Below are 19,960 nucleotides of genomic sequence, written 5' to 3' on the forward strand. Positions count from 1 at the left end.
AACCGCGGTGGGGGAGGGGTCCCATGTCCGATCAGCCGTCCGAGGCGTCCAGACCGCCGGAGCAGTCACCGCAAGCCGACCCGCAACAGCAACCGGAACCGCAACCACCGGCGCCCACCGCGGCCGCCGCACCCGACCCGTCCGTCAAGGCCGCCGCGCCCGACCAGTTGGTCAAGGACGCCGCGGCCGCCGACGCACCGTCGCGCGCCGGCACACCGGCAGCCGGAGCCGGCAACCCCTGGCAGTACGGGGCGGGGGCACCCGGAGCCAGAAACAGTACGGGTGACGGCGTGACGGCCCGGCTTAGGCCACCCGCTCCGCCCCTGATCCGTCCCGCCGTGCTCTGGACGGTCCTGGCCACCGCCGTCCTGAGCGCGCTCCTCCTGGGCGACGGACTCGGGGTGAACCTGCTGATCGTGGCGGTGCTCGCCGCGCTGGCGGCGTTCTTCGCCGCACGGTCGGCGGGCCGCCGGCTGCGGCCCTGGACCGCGACCTGGGCGGTCGGGGGCCTCGCGCTGCTCGCCGTGCCCGCGCTCCGGGACGCGGGCTGGCCCACGTTCCTCGCCGTGGTGTCCGCCTTTGCGCTGGGCTCGCTGGCACTGCACGGCAGCCGAAGCTGGCTGGGCGTACTGATCGGCTCACTGGGCCTGTTCGACTCGGTCGTCCCCGGCATCATCTGGGGCGTGCGGGGGATACGCGCCCGGGCCGACGGCTCGCGGGCGCGCTGGGGCGCGGGCCTGCGCACCACGGCGGTGGCCGCCGTGCTGCTGGTGGTCTTCGGAACGCTCTTCGCGAGCGCGGACGCCGCCTTCGCCGATCTGCTGGGCAGCCTCATACCCGACGTCTCGCTCGGCGATGGCCCCTGGCGGATCTTCCTGTTCGCGCTCGGTCTGGCCGGTGCGCTCGCCGCCGCGTACGCCGCCGCGGCACCGGTGCGCTGGGACGGGATCACCGTGTCGCCCGGCAAGCCGCGGGGACGGGTCGAGTGGGCCCTTCCGCTGATCGTGCTCAACCTGCTCTTCGCCGCGTTCATCGCCCTCCAGCTCGTCGTCCTCCTCGGTGGCTACGAGAAGGTACGGGCGGAGACCGGGCTCGACCACGCCGAGTACGCCCGCCAGGGCTTCTGGCAGCTGCTGTGGGCGACCCTGCTCACCCTCCTCGTCATCGCCCTGGCCCTGCGCTGGGCTCCGCGAGGCGGCAGCCGGGACCGGACGCTGGTGCGCGCCGTCCTCGGCACCCTCTGCGTGCTCACCCTCGTCGTCGTCGCCTCCGCGCTGCGCCGCATGGACCTGTACGTCGACGAGTACGGCCTCACGAGGCTCCGGATATCCGTGGCCGCGATGGAACTCTGGCTCGGGGTGGTGCTGGTCCTGATCCTGGCGGCCGGGGTCTTCGGGGCCCGGTTCCTGCCCCGGGCCATCGCGGTGAGCGCGGCGGCCGGGGTCCTGGTTTTCGGGCTGCTCTCGCCGGACGGACTGATCGCCGAGCAGAACGTCCAGCGCTTCGAAGCCCGCGAGTCCGCCGGCATCGACATCGACTACCTCAAGGACCTTTCCGCCGACGCCGTACCGGCCCTGGACCGACTGCCCGAACCGGAACGCTCCTGCGCGCTGCGGATCATCCAGCGCGAGGTCCTTCACACCGACACCCCCTGGTACGCGACCAGCTGGGGAGAAGCCCGGGCGAAGGAGATCCTGGAGAAGCGCCCGGTGCAGGGCGACGGCCGGGACTGCTACCGCCTGGGCACGGACGGGTTCCGCGACGGCTACGAGCCGGACGACGACGGCTACGACCCGTACTGAGCAACGGGCTTCCGGGCGGCAGCGCGACTCGGAGCCGACACACCCTCTGAGCCCACGGGCCCTGAGAACCCTGCTGGGTTCAGAGGCTCTCGGGGCCCCTGAACCTGCCCTCGATGGCTGATTCGCAGGACGCAGGGTGCCCCGGGGTGTTGCCGCCGTGGCTCTCGGCGTACGCTGGCTGGCGCCATGCCGTACGAAGCACCCACGCATACCGTCGAGCGCTCGATCCGCGCTACCACCGGTGCCAGGACCGTCGCCGGTGTCGATGAGGTCGGACGCGGGGCGTGGGCCGGACCCGTCACCGTATGCGCGGCGATCACCGGCCTGCGGCGACCGCCCGAAGGTCTCACCGATTCCAAGCTGTTGACCCCGCGGCGCCGCGCCGAGCTCGACCCCGTGCTGCGGAGCTGGGTCACCGCCTACGCCCTGGGCGACGCCTCGCCGCAGGAGATCGACGACCTCGGAATGACCGCCGCTCTCCGGCTCGCCGCCGTGCGCGCCCTGGAAGGGCTGCCGGTCCGTCCCGACGCGGTGATACTCGACGGCAAGCACGACTACCTGGGCGTTCCCTGGAAGGTCCGCACCGTGATCAAGGGCGATCAGTCCTGTATCGCGGTCGCGGCGGCCTCGGTGATCGCCAAGGTGCACCGCGACCGGATGATGGCCGAGCTCGGTGCCGCGTCCGAGGACTGCAGCGACTTCGCCTTCGACGCCAACGCGGGGTATCCCTCGCCCGTGCACCGGGCCGCGCTGGAGGAGCGGGGGCCCACGGCCCACCACCGCCTCTCCTGGTCGTACCTGGACGGGCTGCCCCGGTGGCAGCACCTGAAGAAGGTCCGTATTTCCGCCGAGGCGGCCGCACTCGAAAGCGGGGGCCAGCTCGGCTTCGAATTCTGATCGCGCGCACGCGCCCTCTCGACCACGCCGACGACATCGGCGTTCACCCCAGACCACTTTCACGCCTCTGATCTCCGAGGAGCCTCAGATTCCCGAGAGCGCCCAGGGTCCCCGCGTCACTCCGGCCGCCGGCCGCACCGCGCCGACCCTCCGTCCCGTACCCGGTCCGCGTTCAGCGGCCACCCCGCGTCCCGGCCGCCCCGGCCCCGCGCGCCCCGCGCCCCCGGCGCAGCGCGCCCACCCCGCCCCCGCGGCACCCGCCCCGACCCGTCCGAAGCCGGCCGAGAATCGTTCCGCACCGCAGATCCAGGTGATCCCGGCCTCGGTGGCCGGTGCGCTGGACGCGGCCGAGGAAGCCGTCGACCTGCTGCTGGAGTCCGGTCGCGCACCGGGCGACATCCTGGTGCTCACCACCGGCGAACAGCACCCGTGGGCCGCCCACGAGCTGTCCTTCGGCGAAGCCGCGTACTGGTCCCAGCACGACGCGGGTGACGACGTCTTCTTCGCCGACGTCTCGGCGGCCGACCGGGCGGCTTCCCGGCCCGTGGTCGTCGTCGCGGTCAACGGTGACGCCGGCGGGACCGTGGCGCGCACCCTGCCCGTCGCACGTGACCGCGCGGGCGCGCTGCTGATCGTCTGCGGAGACCCGCAGACGATCAACTCCGCACTCGGCACCGGGGTCTGACCGGTATCCCGGCCGCCCGCACGGGCGGCCGGGGCCGCCTGGCCGGTCCCCGGGCGTGACCGGGGCCGACCGGATGACGATCAGCGCCGTCCGACACGCCGCCGGTCTGCCCTCAGCGGGCCGCCGTGCGACGCAGCGCCTCCACCGCTCCGCCGCCCGACCGGGTCGGGGCGGTCCGATGGTCGTGGACGGAGACTGCGTCGGCCAGGGGCGAGGGCTCCGACAGCGAACTGGGCCGCCGTCCGCCCCTTCCCTCGCCGAGCACCTGCCAGCCCCCGCGGGTCAGCGTGATGTACGCGCCGCAGCGCAGCCCGTGCAGGGTGCAGGCGTCCCGAAGGCCCCACATCCACGCGCCGTCCTCCTCGGTCCACCGTTCGTCGCCGTCACGGCAGTACAGAAGTACGGCCGTACGGACCGGCGTACGGCGGCGCAGATCGTGTGGGATGACCCGCCGCAGCTGCGCCAGCAGGGCGTTGCGGAACTCCCAGCCGTCCGCGGCCGCCGTCGACCGGCGGGCGAACGAGGCGCTCGCCGTGAGCCGTTCCTCATGGTCGAGGACCGCGACCACGGCGGTGGCCGGAGTCGGCCGGTGGCGGGAGTGCAGCCCGCTGACGACCTCCCGGGGGCTGCGCAGCAGGGGGATGCCCGCGGAGGCCCACTCCGCCGGTTCGAGCATGCGGGCAAGGCGGTTGACGGAGTCGGCGGAAACCGAGGACGCCGATGTCGACGTGGCTGAGGACGGGGCGAATCCGAAGGTCACGGTCCTCCCTTCGCTACGCGCCCACGGTGCGGGCAGGGTCGAGTGAGGGCGCGCCGCGGCACAGCCCTTCCGGGCCCGACGAGAACTGTGCGGGGGCGCTTCCAATTCTCCCTGGCCTACCGGCAGGCGGCAACGAGCAATTGCTGCGGCTGACGGGAATCAGCCGGAATGACACTGATATCCCTGCCCAGACCCACCCGGGATGACTCCTCCCGTCACCCCTGAACCGCGAGGACCAGCGGAAACACCCCCTGAGCTCCGGCCCGCCGCAGCAGTCGCCCCGCCACGGCCAGGGTCCAGCCGGTGTCCGACAGGTCGTCCACCAGCAGAACGGGGCCGTCGGCCGCCGCCAACGCCGCCGCCAGATCCGGCTCGACGACCAGGGTCTCGTGAAGCGCCCGCACCCGCTGCGCGCTGTTGGTCTGGGACATCCGCACCTCATCGGAGCCCGGCGCGTAGGAGACCGTCCCCAGCAGGGGCATCCGGCCGATCTCGGAGATGCGCCGGCCGAGCGACTCGACCAGCTGCGGCCTGCGGCGTGAGGCGACGGTCACCACACCGACCGGCCGGGGAGCCGCGTCCGCCGAGCCGGAGGCCCAACCGCCCGGCCCCTTCGCCCAGTCGGCGAGCACGGTGACCACGGCGTCCGTGACATCGTCCGGCACCGGAGCGTCCTGGGCCTGCGCCGCCAGCATCGGGCGCAGCCGGTTGCCCCAGCCGATGTCGGAGAGCCGGCCCAGCGCCCGGCCGGCGAAGGACAGTTCGCCCGCGGGGATACGCCCCTTGAGATCGATCCCCACCGCGGGCAGGCCGGTGGGCCACATCTTGCGGGGATCCACCTCCACACCGGGCCGCCCCAGCTCGTGGCGGGCCCCGTCCAGGGCGGCGGTGGAGACCTTGTCGTCGAAGCGCGCGCCCGCGCAGTTGTCACAGCGCCCGCAGGGCGCCGCCTCCTCGTCGTCCAGACGCAGCCGCAGGAACTCCATCCGGCACGCCGTCGTCGAGGCGTAGTCGCGCATGGCCTGCTGTTCGGCCTCCCGCTGCCGGGCGACCCAGGCGTAACGCTCGGCGTCGTAGACCCAAGGAGCGCCCGTGGAGATCCAGCCGCCCTTGACGCGCTTCACCGCACCGTCGACGTCCAGCACCTTGAGCATCGTCTCCAGCCGGGTCCGGCGCAGATCGACCAAGGGCTCCAGGGCGGGGAGCGAGACCGGCCGCTCCGCCCGGGCCAGCGCGTCCAGGGTGCGCCGCACCTGCTCCTCGGGCGGGAAGGCGACGGAGGCGAAATACTGCCAGATCGCCTCGTCCTCTTTGCCGGGGAGCAGCAGCACCTCGGCGTGCGCCACACCGCGCCCCGCACGCCCGACCTGCTGGTAGTAGGCGATGGGGGAGGAGGGCGAGCCCAGGTGCACGACGAAGCCGAGGTCGGGCTTGTCGAACCCCATGCCCAGCGCGGACGTGGCGACCAGGGCCTTGACCCGGTTCGCCAGGAGATCGTCCTCGGCCTGCTGCCGGTCGGCGTTCTCGGTCCGCCCGGTGTACGAGGCCACCGCGTGCCCGTTCTGGCGCAGATAGGCGGTGACCTCCTCGGCCGCCGCCACGGTCAGCGTGTAGATGATCCCGGAGCCGGGAAGCTCGCCGAGATGGTCGCCCAGCCAGGCCAGCCGGTGTGCCGCGTTGGGGAGTCGGAGCACGCTCAGGCTCAGGCTTTCGCGGTCGAGCGGCCCCCGCAGGACCAGCGCGTCCGTGCCGGCGCCGGTGCCCAGCTGCTCCGCGACGTCCGCCGTCACCCGGGCGTTGGCCGTGGCGGTGGTGGCGAGCACCGGGACGCCGGCCGGCAGATCGGCGAGCATCGTCCGCAGCCGCCGGTAGTCGGGCCGGAAGTCGTGCCCCCAGTCGGAGATGCAGTGGGCCTCGTCGACCACCAGGAGCCCGGTCGCCGCCGCCAGCTTCGGCAGCACCTGGTCGCGGAAGTCCGGGTTGTTGAGCCGCTCGGGGCTCACCAGCAGGACGTCGACCTCGCCCGCCGCCACCTCGGCCTGGACGCTCTCCCACTCCTCGGTGTTGGACGAATTGATCGTGCGGGCGCTGATCCCGGCCCGGGCCGCCGCCGCGACCTGGTTGCGCATCAGCGCCAGCAGCGGTGAGACGATCACGGTCGGGCCGCTGCCCTGGGCGCGGAGCAGCGAGGTCGCCACGAAGTAGACGGCGGACTTGCCCCAGCCGGTGCGCTGCACGACCAGAGCTCGGCGTTTGTCGGCGACGAGCGCCTCGATGGCCACCCACTGGTCCTCGCGCAGCACGGCCGTACCGCTGTCGTCGCCCACCAGGCGGGCGAGGACGGAATCGGCCGAAGCCCTGAGCGCTGCACGGTCTGCGTTGGTCATGCCCCCATGCAACCCGATGACTACGACAAACCGCGAACGACGACGCGAGCCTGTGGATAACGTTATCCACAGGGGTCGCGGGATTCGGCGGCTCGCGGGACCGTCGAGCCATGAACAAGCACCACGAATCCACCGGCACCCCCGGGGAGCAGCAGATCACCCTGCGCGGCCCCGCCGACCTCGCCGACGCCCTCCCGTATCTCATGGGCTTCTACCCCAACGACAGCGTCGTGATGGTGGCCCTGCACGGCGGCCAGGGCCGGTTCGGGGGCCGGCTCCGCCTCGGAATCCCGCAGGCGCCCGGCGAGTGGGGGCCGGTCGCCGACCAGTTGGCGGAGTGCCTGGTCTCGGGGAGCGAGCGTCGCGAAGGGCGGCCCGACGCGATCGTGATCTTCCTCTGCCAGGACTCACCGGACGGTTCGAGCGGCCGGCTGACCATGGAGCGGCTCAGGCCGTTCGCCCAACGTCTGCGCACGGCGTGCGGAGCGCTCGACGTCCCCGTCCTCGAAGCGCTCTGCCTCTCCGACGGCCGCTACTGGTCCTACTGCTGTCCCGACCCGCGGTGCTGTCCCGACCAGGGAAACCCCCTGGCCATGCCCGGTACGACGGTGATGGCCGCGGCCGCCACCTACGCGGGCGTCCATGTGCGGGGCACGCTGCGCGACATGGAGGCCCGGCTCCAGCCCTGGCGGACTCCTGCAGCCGTGCGGGCGCAGGAGAAGGCCCTGGACACGGTCGGGCCCGCGCTGCTGCCGAAGCTCCTCGACGAGCGGGCCAGGCGGGAGGTCGCGATGGAGACCCTCGGGCTGGCACGCAGGCTCATGGACCGGATCGAGGAGGCGCAGCCCGCGCCACCCGCACTCTCGGACGCCGGGGACGACCAGTTGATCGGTTCCGACGAGGCCGCCGCAGTCATCCTCGGGCTCCAGGACCGTGAGACCCGGGACAAGGCCGCCGCCTGGATGGAGGGGCCGGAAGCCCAGTCCGCCCTGCGGTTGTGGCGGACGCTGGCACGGCGCTGCGTCGGACCGTACAAGGAGCACGCCGCAGCTCCGCTCACCCTGGCCGGCTGGGTCTCCTGGTCCACGGGTGACGAGCCCGGCGCCCGGGTTGCCCTGTCGCTGGCACTGCGCGCCGATCCGGACTACACGTTCGCCCAACTGCTGCACCGGGCCTGCAACGAAGGGCTCGATCCGGAGGCCCTGCGCCGTTGTCTGCGGGAGGCGGCCGGCGCCGACGAGGAGCGGCCGGGCGCCGATGCCGAAGCGGGGGAGGCGGTGGTGGGGTCCGGCACCGACCGGGGCGCCACCCCTCTCCACGTCCGCAAGGTCCGCCCGCTGCCCGACGGCGGGCGGCGGCGGGGGCGCGCTCTCCGGCCTCCGGGCGCCGGGCGGCGGAAGGCGTCACCCGGCTCGACCCGCCCCCGGGTCCCGGCGGCCGGGCGGCGGACGCACGAGGCCCGGCGGTACGGCCGACGCGGCAGCAGGGCGCGGCGGCATGACTGACCGTCCCGTCGACGGGCAGCTCCTGCCACCCCCTGGTGCTCCCCACCGCGGCGATTCCGGAACAGCGGCACCCGGACTGATCACGAGCATGCCGAAGGGAGTGTTTATCGTCAGGAAGACGACTATGATCGCGGCATGCCGCCCTACGACCCGTCGACCTTCCCGCCCTTCGCAGTCACCGTCGACCTGGTCGTGCTCACGGTGCGCCGTCACGCGCTCTGCGCGCTGGTCGTCCGTCGCGGAGAGACCCCCTTCCAGGGCCGATGGGCGCTGCCCGGTGGTTTCGTCAGGCTGGACGAGGACCTGGGCTCCGCGGCAGCGCGCGAGCTCGTCGAGGAGACCGGCCTCTGCGCGCACGATCCCGCGAAACCGGCCGTGGGCAACGGCGCGCACCTGGAGCAGCTGGCCACCTACGGCGACCCGGCGCGCGACCCCCGGATGCGGGTGGTCAGCGTCGCCCACCTCGCCCTCGCGCCGGACCTGCCCGCGCCCCGGGCCGGCGGCGACGCCAACAGTGCGCGCTGGGCGCCGGTCGAGGATCTGCTGCACCCCGGCACAGGGCGGGAGGGCGAGCAGGCGGCGACGCTGGCCTTCGACCACGCGCGGATCCTGGCCGACGGGGTGGAGCGGGCCCGCTCCAAGATCGAATACTCCTCGCTGGCCACGGCGTTCTGCCCGCCCGAGTTCACGGTCGGCGAGCTGCGCCGGGTGTACGAAGCGGTGTGGGGCGTGGTCCTCGACCCCCGCAATTTCCACCGCAAGGTCACCGGGACGCCGGGGTTCCTGGTGCCGTCCGGCGGGACGACCACGCGCCAGGGCGGACGGCCCGCGCAGCTTTTCCGAGCCGGGGCGGCCACGGTGCTCAATCCGCCGATGCTGCGCCCCGAGGTCTGAGCCCCCGGCCGTTCCCCCACGCCGGTCCCGCGGAACGCCCATCGGCCCGACCCTGCGCCAAAAGTCTGAAATGTCGCGTTATGTTGCTGCGGTAACCCCTTGCCGCCGAGCGGTCTCACCGTCCGCGAGAGACGCGAGAGAAGCGATGCTCCAGGCCATCGGACTCACCAGCACCCCCCGTCGCGACGCTCCGCCCGCCGTGAACGATCTGACCTTCGAAGCTCCGCCCGGCCGGGTCACGGCCCTGCTCGGCGCCCCCGGCTCGGGCAGGACGACGGCCCTGCGGCTGATGCTCGAACTGGATGCCGGGCGGGGCGTCGCCTACTTCCGGGGGCGGCCACTGCACCGCATCGCCCACCCGGCACGGGAAGTGGGCGTGCTGCTCGGCGACGTACCCGGCCATCCCTCCCGGACCGCCCGGGGGCAGCTCCGGATGCTCTGCGCGGCCGCGGGCGTGCCCGCCACCCGGGCCGACGAGGTGCTGGAGGTCGTCGGTCTCGCCGGGCTCGGGGACCAGCGGCTGGGGACCTTGTCGGTGGGGATGGACCGCCGCCTCGGCCTCGCTTCCGCGCTGCTGGGAGACCCGCACACCCTGGTCCTGGACGAACCGGCGGACGGGCTGTCCCCACGGGAGAACAGCTGGCTGTACGGGCTGCTGCGCGCCCACGCGGCCCAGGGCGGCACGGTCCTCTACACCACGGGCGACCCCAAGGAGGCGGCCCGCACCGCCGATCGCGTCGTCACCATCGGCGGCGGGCGCCTCGTCGCCGACCAGGACGTCGCCGACTTCGCCCGTACCCGGCTCCGGGCCCGCGTCGCCGTCCGCACCCCGCACGCGGCCCGGCTGGCGGCCGTGGTCAGCCGGGAGGCCCGGGCGGCGCAGCGCTCCGTCGAGGTGGTCGAGGAGGCGAGCGGCCGGCTGACGGTGTACGGCAGCAACTGCGCGGAGATCGGCGACACCGCCTACCGGCACGGCGTCCCCGTCCACCAGCTCGCGGACGAGATCGGCGACACCGGACCCGCCGACCCGGCGGCAGGGGGAGCGGAGCGGGGCGACGCGGCCGCCGCCCTGTCCGAGCTGCCGCCCCCGATCCGGGTGCGGCCCGCGCGCGGCCCGCTGCGTCCCCTCCGGTATGAACTGCGACGCTCCCTCGGTGTCCGGACAACGACCATGATCATGGCCGCCGTTCTGGTCGTGTCGGCCGCGATGTCCGTCCTGCTCGCCCGTACCGACGGCACCGCCCTTCCCCGCGTGCTCGCCGCCTGGCCCGCTCTGCTGCCGCTGCCTCCCGCCGCGCTCGGCGCGGGTCTGCTCGGGGCGCTGTCCTTCGGGGACGAGTTCCGCTATCCCGCGCTCGCCGCCGCCCGCGGCACCGTGCCCCGGCGGCTCGGGCTGCTGCTGGCCAAGCTCGCGGTGACCGCGGGCTTCGCCCTGCTGCTCGCGGCCCTCACCGTGGTGGGCGGAGCGCAGAGTCTCCGGCTCGTGTACGGACCGGACTTGATCGACATCCCTTCGAACGCCTTCGCGCTGGGCGCGAGTTGGGCAGGGCTGACGGTCGGCTGCGCCTGGGCGGGGCTGCTGGCCGCCGGCGTCTTCCGGGTGGCCGGTGCGGGTATCGCCGCGGTGCTGGCCGTACCGGTGCTCGTCGTTCCGCTGGTGCAGAAGATCTTCGCGGCGCCGTCCGCGCGTTCGGTCACCGGGCTCCCGGGCCGGCTGCGTGAACTGGCCGGGTGGCAGCTGCCACAGGAGGCGGACCACTGGATCCTCGCTGTCGCACGGGTGGTGGCGCAGCCCGTCGGGACCGCGCTCACCCTGTCGTTGTCGGCGCTGATCTGCGCGTATCTGTTCACCAGCCTTCGGGGAAAGGCGCGTTGGTGATCGCCGCCGCCCCGTACCGAGCAGGGGGGTCCGCAACTCCCTGAAAAATGACTGGTCTGTGCGGATATGGCGTCAATTGCGGAGCGGGCGCCGATCACCCTTTCGTGTGCTTTTCACCAAAGACCTCAAGGGGTGGGGGAGCCGCGCCGACAAAGGATGCGTGAGTACCCTTGCGCACACCATGATGACCGCCGCCCGCACCGCCGATTCCGGCCTGGCCGGCTCGGGCGAACTCGACCGCTATCCCTATCCGGAGTCGCCGGCCGGCGAGCGTGCCGCGGCCCGGGCCTGGGGCGGCACCGATTCCGAGCTGGGACGGGCGAGCCGACGGGGCTCGGCCAGCCGGGGGCGCGGTCTCCACGGCCAACTCGTCCAGCAGCTGGGCCAGATGATCGTTTCCGGTGACCTCGGCGCGGACCGCCCCCTCGTGCCCGAGGAGATCGGCCAGCGATTCGAGGTCTCCCGCACTGTCGTCCGCGAGTCCCTGCGCGTCCTCGAAGCCAAGGGGCTGGTCAGCGCGCGTCCCAATGTGGGGACGCGGGTCCGCCCGGTCAGCGACTGGAACCTGCTGGATCCCGACATCATCGAATGGCGCGCCTTCGGACCGCAGCGGGACGACCAGCGCCGTGAGCTGGCCGAGCTCCGCTGGACCATCGAACCGCTCGCGGCCCGCCTCGCGGCCGGGCACGGCCGGGACGACATTCAGCAGCGGCTCGCCGACATGGTCGAGATCATGGGACACGCGACGGGGCAGGGGGACGCGATCACCTTCTCGCGCGCCGACGCGGAGTTCCACGCGCTGCTCATCCAGGCCGCGGGCAACCGGATGCTCGAACACCTTTCCGGCATCGTCTCCGCCGCCCTCCATGTCTCCGGCGGTCCCGTCACCGGCTGTGACCGCCCCGGCGAGACCTCGCTCGCCCACCACGCACGCATCGCCGACGCTCTGGCATCGGGCGACGCCGGGGCCGCCGAGACCGCCATGCGTCAACTGCTCGTCGTCCATCCCGACGTCGAACGAGTGGTTCCCGCGCCGCGCGAGCACTGACCGGGGCGACGGGAGCGCGGGCCCGGTGCCGCCGGCCGCACGCGTCCGGCGGCACAATAGGAGGGGATGCAACCTTTGGTCCCGTACGCCGCAAATGGGGTGTGACTCGGGCCACGCGGATTGGCCGTAACACTCCTCGAAGCAGCGCGATGACTTAAGAGGTGAGCGCAGCGGAAGGAATACAGCGGCCCTGGGGCGCGCTGTTTCAGTTCTGAGGCCAAGCCCGCGCCGTCGACGACATCCCCAGTCGGCGGTCGTCGGTTCCAGCCCCCTCCAGGGCAGGGCCGGAAGCCGTTTCCATCGTTCCGAGAGGTTGTTCGTGTCGGCCAGCACATCCCGTACGCTCCCGCCGGAGATCGCCGAGTCCGAGTCTGTGATGGCGCTCATCGAGCGGGGAAAGGCTGATGGGCAGATCGCCGGCGATGACGTGCGTCGGGCCTTCGAGGCTGACCAGATTCCGCCAACCCAGTGGAAGAACGTTCTGCGCAGCCTCAACCAGATCCTCGAGGAAGAGGGTGTGACGCTGATGGTCAGTGCCGCGGAGTCGCCGAAGCGCGCCCGCAAGAGCGTCGCAGCGAAGAGCCCGGTCAAGCGCACCGCCACCAAGACCGTCGCGGCGAAGACCACCGTGACCAGGACCGTCGCGGCCACCGCCGCCCCGGCGGCCGAGAGTGCGGACGCGGTGGCCGACGACGCCGTCGCGGCCGCTCCGGCGAAGAAGGCGGCGGCCAAGAAGACCGCTGCCAAGAAGACAGCCGTGAAGAAGACGGCGGCCAAGAAGACCGCCGCGAAGAAGTCCGGCAAGCAGGACGACGAACTCCTCGACGGCGATGAGCCCGTCGAGGAGGTCAAGGCCGGCAAGGGCGAGGAAGAGGAGGGCGAGGGCGAGAACAAGGGCTTCGTCCTCTCCGACGACGACGAGGACGACGCACCTGCCCAGCAGGTCGCCGTCGCCGGCGCCACCGCCGACCCGGTCAAGGACTACCTGAAGCAGATCGGCAAGGTTCCCCTCCTCAACGCCGAGCAGGAGGTCGAACTCGCCAAGCGCATCGAGGCCGGCCTCTTCGCCGAGGACAAGCTGGCGAACGCCGACAAGCTCGCACCGAAGCTCAAGCGCGAGCTGGAGATCATCGCCGAGGACGGCCGTCGGGCCAAGAACCACCTTCTGGAGGCCAACCTCCGTCTGGTGGTCTCCCTGGCCAAGCGCTACACCGGTCGCGGCATGCTCTTCCTGGACCTGATCCAGGAGGGCAACCTCGGTCTGATCCGCGCGGTCGAGAAGTTCGACTACACCAAGGGCTACAAGTTCTCCACGTACGCCACCTGGTGGATCCGTCAGGCGATCACCCGCGCGATGGCCGACCAGGCCCGCACCATCCGTATCCCGGTGCACATGGTCGAGGTCATCAACAAGCTCGCGCGCGTGCAGCGCCAGATGCTCCAGGACCTGGGCCGCGAGCCCACCCCGGAGGAGCTGGCCAAGGAACTCGACATGACCCCCGAGAAGGTCATCGAGGTCCAGAAGTACGGCCGCGAGCCGATCTCGCTGCACACCCCGCTCGGCGAGGACGGCGACAGCGAGTTCGGTGACCTGATCGAGGACTCCGAGGCGGTCGTCCCGGCGGACGCGGTCAGCTTCACGCTCCTCCAGGAGCAGCTCCACTCGGTGCTCGACACGCTCTCCGAGCGTGAGGCGGGCGTGGTCTCGATGCGCTTCGGTCTCACCGACGGTCAGCCGAAGACGCTCGACGAGATCGGCAAGGTCTACGGCGTGACGCGTGAGCGCATCCGTCAGATCGAGTCCAAGACGATGTCGAAGCTCCGGCACCCGTCGCGTTCCCAGGTGCTCCGCGACTACCTGGACTAGAGCGCGGAAGGCGGCTCGCCGAAGAGCGGACGCCGAAGATCCACCGGCCGAGGGCCCGGAACCCCCAGGGGATCCGGGCCCTCCGGCGTGTCTCCGGGGCCGGACACGGGCTGCCTGGATGACGCTGGGTGAAACGGTTTGTCGTCTCAGTGTCAGGAGCCTCCATGCCCCGTCCCGTCGTCCGTGCCCTGACCGGGGCGCTCGCCCTGACCGCCGCCACGGCCGTGCTGCCGCTCTCCGCGCCGTCCGAGGCGGTCGCGGAGAGCATCATCGTCGGCGGACAGCCCGCCCCCGTGGCGGACAGCCCCTGGGTCGTGGCGTTGTCGAGCCGGGACCGGTTCGGAGGTGCGCGCTCCGGGCAGTTCTGCGGCGGGGTGGCCGTGGCTCCCACGAAGATCCTGACGGCCGCCCACTGTCTGAGTGACGAGGCGCTCGGCGGACCGGCGGAGCGGGTGAAGGACCTGCTGGTCATCGCCGGCCGGGAGCGGCTGAGCGATTCCGGCGGACGGGAGGTCCCGGTCCGGCGGATCTGGGTGAACCCGGCCTACGACCCGGTCTCCAACGCGGGCGACCTGGCGGTGCTGACCCTGTCCCGCGCCCTGCCGAAAAGCGCGACCATTCCGATGGCCAGGAGCGGGGACGCCGCCTACCGGGCCGGGACGGCCGCGGACGTCTACGGCTGGGGCGATACGACGGGCAGCGGCACCTACGCCTCCGTGCTGCGTTCCGCCCGGGTCCAGGTCCTGCCCGACGGCGACTGCGCGCGGGCCTACCCGGGCGGCCGCGAGGGTACGTACAAGGCCTCGGCGATGCTCTGTGCGGGCGAGCCCGCGGGGGGCCGGGACGCGTGCCAGGGCGACAGCGGCGGGCCGCTGGTGGCCCGTGGGCGGCTCATCGGCCTGGTGTCCTGGGGCAGCGGCTGCGGACGCCCGGGCAGCCCCGGGGTGTACACACGGGTCTCCGCCGCCCTGGAATGGGCCGCGGGCCGCGTCTGAGCCATGGCGGGCCGCCTCGGAGCCTCAGGGGGACCGCCCGGGCCCGCTGAACGAGAACGGGCGGCTCCCCCGGTGGGGGAGCCGCCCGTCGGCCGGTCCTGGACCAGCCCCTGGCTCGTCGTGGATGCGAGGTGTCAGTGTTGGTCCTCGTCGGCAGCAGCCGTCTGTACGGCGGTGAGCCGATCCGTCTCATCCTGTATTTCCGCGGCGATCTTCTTGAGTTCCGGCTCGAACTTGCGCCCGTGGTGGGCGCAGAAGAGCAGTTCACCGCCACTGATCAGGACGACGCGCAGATATGCCTGGGCGCCGCAACGGTCACAGCGGTCTGCTGCGGTCAGCGGGCTCGCGGGGGTCAGAACAGTAGTCACGTCGCCTCTTCTCTAGCTCGACGAGCTGTCGTACCAGGGTCAACATCCAACCAGGCCGAAAACGTTCCCGCTCGTGGCTTTTCTTCGAAACTTCTTCTCGGTGTGGCTGTCTGTTGCCGGTTGGCGGCGAATGTGCCGTATGCGGAGCGCTACGGTTTCGCATTGCTTGTCTTGGGGTGGGTCCCGCCGGCCGGCTTGCCGGTTTGTTCATGAGGACGTGCCCGGAGCCTAAATGGTTCATGCGTCGAAGGGAACGTGATGTGCACGTCACTCCAACGAATGATCGAACATTCATGCGAGCCCGGATGGGGCTCGACTAGCATGAGGATTCCCCGAGGGTGGCGTTACAACCGCTCTACCAGGCCTCTGTAGGCTCTCAGCGGCAACCGACGCCCCGCCCGATACCCACGGGGGCCCCAGATGAAATTCAGCGAGGAGCGAACCGCGTGACCGCCGAAACGTCCGTGCCGTCCACCGCGATGCTGGCCGCAGCAGGAGGCGACCGGGACAGCTCCAACTACACCGCGCGGCACCTCCTCGTCCTCGAGGGTCTCGAGGCGGTCCGCAAGCGCCCCGGTATGTACATCGGGTCCACCGACAGCCGTGGCCTGATGCACTGCCTCTGGGAGATCATCGACAACTCCGTCGACGAGGCCCTCGGCGGCTACTGCGACCAGATCGAGGTCATCCTCCACGACGACGCCTCCGTCGAGGTCCGGGACAACGGCCGCGGCATCCCGGTCGACGTCGAGCCCAAGACGGGACTCTCCGGCGTCGAGGTCGTCATGACCAAGCTGCACGCCGGAGGCAAGTTCGGCGGCGGCTCCTACGCGGCCTCGGGCGGTCTCCACGGCGTCGGAGCCTCCGTGGTCAACGCCCTCTCCGCCCGCCTGGACGTCGAGGTCGACCGCAACAGCGCGACCCACTCCATCAGCTTCCGGCGCGGCGTCCCCGGCATGTTCACCGAGCAGGGGCCGGACAGCCCGTTCGATCCGGCCAACGGCCTGCGCAAGGGCAAGCGCGTCCCCAAGACCCGTACCGGTACCCGGGTGCGGTACTGGGCGGACCGGCAGATCTTCCTCAAGGACGCCAGGCTCAACCTGGAGACGCTCCACCAGCGGGCCCGCCAGACCGCCTTCCTCGTCCCCGGCCTCACGATCATCGTCCGCGACGAGCGAGCGCTCGACGGCGAGGGCAAGACGGAGGAGACGTTCCGCTTCGACGGCGGCATCAGCGAGTTCTGCGAGTACCTGGCCCAGGACAAGGCCGTCTGCGACGTCCAGCGCCTCAGCGGCACGGGCACCTTCAAGGAGACCGTCCCGGTCCTCGACGACCGCGGCCACATGACCGCCACCGAGGTCACCCGCGAGCTCACCGTCGACATCGCCCTGCGCTGGGGCACCGGCTACGACACGACCGTACGGTCGTTCGTGAACATCATCGCCACCCCCAAGGGCGGCACCCACGTCACCGGGTTCGAGCGCTCCCTGACCAAGACGGTGAACGAGGCGCTGCGCTCCGCCAAGATGCTGCGGGTCGCCGAGGACGACATCGTCAAGGACGACGCCCTCGAAGGGCTCACCGCCGTCGTCACCGTGCGGCTCGCCGAGCCGCAGTTCGAGGGGCAGACCAAGGAGGTGCTCGGCACCTCGGCGGCCAACCGGATCGTCGCGGGCGTGGTCGCCAAGGAGCTCAAGGCGTTCCTGACCTCCACGAAGCGGGACGCCAAGGCGCAGGCCCGGGCGGTGCTGGAGAAGGCCGTGGCCGCCGCCCGCACCCGGATCGCGGCCCGGCAGCACAAGGAGGCCCAGCGCCGCAAGACCGCGCTGGAATCCTCGTCGCTGCCCGCCAAGCTGGCCGACTGCCGCAGCGACGACGTCGACCGCAGCGAACTGTTCATCGTCGAGGGGGACTCGGCGCTCGGCACTGCCAAGCTGGCCCGGAACAGCGAGTTCCAGGCGCTGCTGCCGATCCGCGGCAAGATCCTCAACGTCCAGAAGTCGTCCGTCTCCGACATGCTGAAGAACGCCGAGTGCGGCGCGATCATCCAGGTCATAGGAGCAGGCTCCGGGCGGACCTTCGACATCGACGCCGCCCGCTACGGCAAGGTCATCATGATGACCGACGCCGATGTCGACGGCTCTCACATCCGCACCCTGCTGCTGACCCTCTTCCAGCGCTACATGCGCCCGATGGTCGAGGCGGGACGGGTCTTCGCCGCGGTGCCCCCGCTGCACCGGATCGAGCTGGTCCAGCCCAAGAAGGGCCAGGACAAGTACGTCTACACCTACTCCGACAACGAACTGCGCCAGACCCTCCTGGAGTTCCAGCGCAAGAACGTCCGGATCAAGGAATCGATCCAGCGCTACAAGGGCCTCGGCGAGATGGATGCCGACCAGCTGGCCGAGACGACGATGGACCCGCGCCACCGCACGCTGCGGCGCATCAACATCGGCGATCTGGAATCCTCCGAGCAGGTCTTCGACCTGCTGATGGGCAACGAGGTCGCGCCCCGCAAGGAGTTCATCACCAGCTCCGCCGCGACCCTGGACCGCTCGCGGATCGACGCCTGACCCCGGTCCCCCCCGCACGGCCCCCGCCCCGGTCCCGCCGGAGCGGGGGCCGCGTGCGTTTCCCGGGGCCCCGCCGGGGAAGCGCGCAGCCCTCCGGGATATCTGTCACCTGAAGGGGTGAAGTCGGGCGAATGACGCGCCCGGGATCCTCCCGAACCGCCCATCGTTGGCCGTGCGGCCGAAAAGGTCAGCGGATCAGGGGAGTTGTTCGGTGGAGAAGGAAGCAGGGCCGGAGACCGCGGGAGTGCGGCTCGACGACCCGTGGGACGACGTACCCGCCCCCCGCCGGGGCGACCACGACGGTACGGGAGGCGCCGCGGCCCTCGACGGATCCGGCGCGGCGGGACCCGGCCCCCGGCCCAGCGCGGCCGACATCTATCTGGAGGTGCACCGCAGCGACGCCTTCCGCGAGGTGCGCCGCCGCTACCGCCGCTTCGTGGCCCCCGCCGCCCTCGCCTTCCTGCTCTGGTATCTCGCCTACGTCGTCGCCGCGACCACCACCCCCGCCCTGATGGCCCGCCCGGTCGCCGGAGCGGTCAATGTCGCGATGGTGGCCGGGCTCGGCCAGTTCCTCACCACGTTCCTGCTCACCTGGGCGTACGCGCGGCACGCGCGGCTGCGCAGGGACCGGGCGGCGCTCGATCTGCGCTGGGACACCCAGGAGATGACGAGAGGGCTCGGACGGTGAAAGGAGACCACCAGGCCCTCGCCCTGCTGCTGTTCAGCGCGTTCGTCGCGGTGACGCTCTTCATCACCACCTGGGTCGGCCGCAACCGGCAGGGCTCCGCGGAGGAGTTCTACGCCGGCGGACGCCTGTTCTCGCCCATGGAGAACGGATTCGCCATCGCCGGCGACTACATGTCGGCCGCCTCGTTCCTCGGCATCTCCGGGCTGATCGCCCTCTTCGGCTACGACGGCATGCTCTACTCGGTCGGCTTCCTCGTCGCCTGGCTGGTCGTTCTGCTGCTCGTCGCCGAACTCGTCCGCAACTGCGGCCGGTTCACGCTGGCCGACGTGGTCGCCGCGCGGATGGCGGAGCGCCCGGTGCGTACCGCCGTCGGCACCTCGTCCGTCACCGTCTCCGTGCTGTATCTGGTCGCCCAGATGGTCGGCGCGGGCAGCCTGGTGGCCCTGCTGCTCGGCGGTACGAGCGACGCGGCCCGGTCCTGGACCGTGGTCGGGGTCGGCGCGCTCATGGTGATCTACGTGTCGTTCGGCGGTATGCGCGCCACCACCTGGATCCAGATCGTCAAGGCCGTCCTGCTGATGGCGGGAGCCGTCGCGCTCACCGTGCTCGTCCTGGTCCACTTCCACGGGAACATCAACAACCTGCTCAACACCGCGGCCGAACGCAGCGGCCACGGCAAGGGCTTCCTCGCCCCCGGCCTGCGGTACGGCGGGGACTGGACCTCGCGCTTCGACTTCATCAGCCTGGGGGTGGCCCTGGTCCTCGGCACGGCGGGGTTGCCGCACATCCTGTCGCGCTTCTACACGGTGCCCACCGCCCGCGCCGCGCGCCGGTCCGTTGTCTGGTCCATCGGCCTGATCGGCAGCTTCTACCTGATGACCATCGTGCTCGGGTTCGGCGCCGCCGCACTCGTCGGCTCCGCCGAGGTCCGCGCATCGAACGCGGCGGGCAACACAGCGATCCCGCTGCTGGCCCTCGATCTGGGCGGCGGCGAGGGCTCCACCGGTGGAACGATTCTCTTCGCCGTGGTCGCCGCCATCGCCTTCGCCACCATCCTGGCCGTCGTCGCGGGCATCACGCTCGCCTCGTCCGCCTCGGTCGCCCACGACCTCTACGCCTCGCTCCGCCGTCCCGGGCGCAGGAGGCGCAGCGAGGTCGCCGTGGCGCGTACGGCCGCCGCCGGGATCGGTGCGGTCGCGATCGGTCTCGGGCTGCTCGCCCAGGACCTCAACGTCGCCTTCCTGGTGGGCCTCGCCTTCGCCGTGGCCGCCTCCGCGAACCTCCCGGCCCTGCTCTACTCGCTGTTCTGGCGCAACTTCACCACCCGCGGCGCGGTCTGGGCGGTGTACGGCGGCCTGGTCCCGGCGGTCGTCCTGGTGCTGGTCTCACCCGTCGTCTCGGGCAGCCCGACGTCGCTGTTCCCCGGCGTCGACTTCCAGCTCTTCCCCCTGGAGAACCCGGGCCTGGTCTCGATCCCGTTCGGCTTCCTGGCCGGTTGGATCGGTACGGTCACCTCGCCCGAGCCGCCCGACGAGGCCAAGCACGCCGAGACCGAGGTCCGGGCGCTGACGGGGGCCGGGGCGGCGTAGGGCAGCGGGGAAGGCCCTCGGGT

Annotated in this window: 15 protein-coding genes; 12 read left to right on the top strand and 3 right to left on the bottom strand. The window is 72.0% G+C overall.

Going from position 1 to position 19,960, the window contains the following annotated elements:
* Nucleotides 1-23 precede the first annotated feature (23 nt).
* From RNL97_RS25335 to RNL97_RS25345, 3 genes are all read left to right on the top strand, one after another.
* Nucleotides 24-1,802: a DUF4153 domain-containing protein gene (locus RNL97_RS25335; protein ID WP_313751227.1), complete on the top strand. Its 1,779-nt coding sequence runs from the start codon at nucleotides 24-26 to the stop codon at nucleotides 1,800-1,802.
* Between the two features lie 186 nt (nucleotides 1,803-1,988).
* Nucleotides 1,989-2,699, top strand: a complete 711-nt coding sequence (locus tag RNL97_RS25340) for a ribonuclease HII (RefSeq protein WP_030581170.1) — start codon at nucleotides 1,989-1,991, stop codon at nucleotides 2,697-2,699.
* A 67-nt stretch (nucleotides 2,700-2,766) separates the two neighbouring features.
* Nucleotides 2,767-3,384 (top strand): hypothetical protein, encoded by a 618-nt coding sequence (locus RNL97_RS25345; protein ID WP_313751669.1) that lies wholly within the window; start codon nucleotides 2,767-2,769, stop codon nucleotides 3,382-3,384.
* Between the two features lie 112 nt (nucleotides 3,385-3,496).
* Here RNL97_RS25345 and RNL97_RS25350 read toward each other — a convergent pair whose 3' ends face one another.
* Both RNL97_RS25350 and RNL97_RS25355 read right to left on the bottom strand, forming a co-directional pair.
* The gene (locus RNL97_RS25350; protein WP_313751228.1) at nucleotides 3,497-4,144 is read right to left on the bottom strand and encodes a hypothetical protein; all 648 of its coding nucleotides are present in this window, start codon (nucleotides 4,142-4,144) and stop codon (nucleotides 3,497-3,499) included.
* A 215-nt stretch (nucleotides 4,145-4,359) separates the two neighbouring features.
* Nucleotides 4,360-6,531: a RecQ family ATP-dependent DNA helicase gene (locus RNL97_RS25355; RefSeq protein ID WP_030581179.1), complete on the bottom strand. Its 2,172-nt coding sequence runs from the start codon at nucleotides 6,529-6,531 to the stop codon at nucleotides 4,360-4,362.
* Nucleotides 6,532-6,641: 110 nt separating this feature from the next.
* Between RNL97_RS25355 and RNL97_RS25360 the strand changes: the two genes are divergently transcribed.
* The 6 genes from RNL97_RS25360 to RNL97_RS25385 all read left to right on the top strand — a co-directional run bounded on the left by RNL97_RS25360 (nucleotide 6,642) and on the right by RNL97_RS25385 (nucleotide 14,719).
* Nucleotides 6,642-8,036: a DUF4192 domain-containing protein gene (locus tag RNL97_RS25360; RefSeq protein ID WP_313751229.1), complete on the top strand. Its 1,395-nt coding sequence runs from the start codon at nucleotides 6,642-6,644 to the stop codon at nucleotides 8,034-8,036.
* 135 nt (nucleotides 8,037-8,171) lie between these two features.
* Nucleotides 8,172-8,930: an NUDIX hydrolase gene (locus RNL97_RS25365; protein ID WP_030581185.1), complete on the top strand. Its 759-nt coding sequence runs from the start codon at nucleotides 8,172-8,174 to the stop codon at nucleotides 8,928-8,930.
* Nucleotides 8,931-9,075: 145 nt separating this feature from the next.
* Nucleotides 9,076-10,809 (top strand): ATP-binding cassette domain-containing protein, encoded by a 1,734-nt coding sequence (locus tag RNL97_RS25370; RefSeq protein WP_030581188.1) that lies wholly within the window; start codon nucleotides 9,076-9,078, stop codon nucleotides 10,807-10,809.
* A 181-nt stretch (nucleotides 10,810-10,990) separates the two neighbouring features.
* The gene (locus tag RNL97_RS25375) at nucleotides 10,991-11,857 is read left to right on the top strand and encodes a FadR/GntR family transcriptional regulator (protein ID WP_030581191.1); all 867 of its coding nucleotides are present in this window, start codon (nucleotides 10,991-10,993) and stop codon (nucleotides 11,855-11,857) included.
* Nucleotides 11,858-12,176: 319 nt separating this feature from the next.
* Nucleotides 12,177-13,724 carry an RNA polymerase sigma factor gene (locus RNL97_RS25380; protein ID WP_030581194.1) on the top strand — a complete coding sequence of 516 codons (1,548 nt, stop codon included), beginning with the start codon at nucleotides 12,177-12,179 and terminating at the stop codon, nucleotides 13,722-13,724.
* Nucleotides 13,725-13,888: 164 nt separating this feature from the next.
* The gene (locus RNL97_RS25385; RefSeq protein WP_030581197.1) at nucleotides 13,889-14,719 is read left to right on the top strand and encodes a S1 family peptidase; all 831 of its coding nucleotides are present in this window, start codon (nucleotides 13,889-13,891) and stop codon (nucleotides 14,717-14,719) included.
* Nucleotides 14,720-14,853: 134 nt separating this feature from the next.
* Here the strand turns inward: RNL97_RS25385 and RNL97_RS25390 are convergent, their stop codons facing one another.
* Nucleotides 14,854-15,087: a DUF7455 domain-containing protein gene (locus RNL97_RS25390; protein WP_006128079.1), complete on the bottom strand. Its 234-nt coding sequence runs from the start codon at nucleotides 15,085-15,087 to the stop codon at nucleotides 14,854-14,856.
* Between the two features lie 446 nt (nucleotides 15,088-15,533).
* Here RNL97_RS25390 and RNL97_RS25395 point away from each other — a divergent pair, with 446 nt between their 5' ends.
* The 3 genes from RNL97_RS25395 to RNL97_RS25405 all read left to right on the top strand — a co-directional run bounded on the left by RNL97_RS25395 (nucleotide 15,534) and on the right by RNL97_RS25405 (nucleotide 19,937).
* Nucleotides 15,534-17,660, top strand: coding sequence for a DNA gyrase/topoisomerase IV subunit B (locus tag RNL97_RS25395; RefSeq protein ID WP_030581200.1), 2,127 nt, complete (start codon nucleotides 15,534-15,536; stop codon nucleotides 17,658-17,660).
* A 244-nt stretch (nucleotides 17,661-17,904) separates the two neighbouring features.
* Entirely contained in the window at nucleotides 17,905-18,348 is a 444-nt protein-coding gene (locus RNL97_RS25400; protein ID WP_374115205.1) for a DUF485 domain-containing protein, read from the top strand.
* Entirely contained in the window at nucleotides 18,345-19,937 is a 1,593-nt protein-coding gene (locus RNL97_RS25405; RefSeq protein ID WP_243315410.1) for a solute symporter family protein, read from the top strand. The genes RNL97_RS25400 and RNL97_RS25405 overlap by 4 nt, the downstream gene beginning before the upstream one ends.
* The last annotated feature ends 23 nt before the right edge of the window (nucleotides 19,938-19,960 follow it).

It is taken from the genome of Streptomyces parvus (assembly GCF_032121415.1).
GTDB classification, from domain to species: Bacteria; Actinomycetota; Actinomycetes; order Streptomycetales; family Streptomycetaceae; genus Streptomyces; species Streptomyces globisporus_A.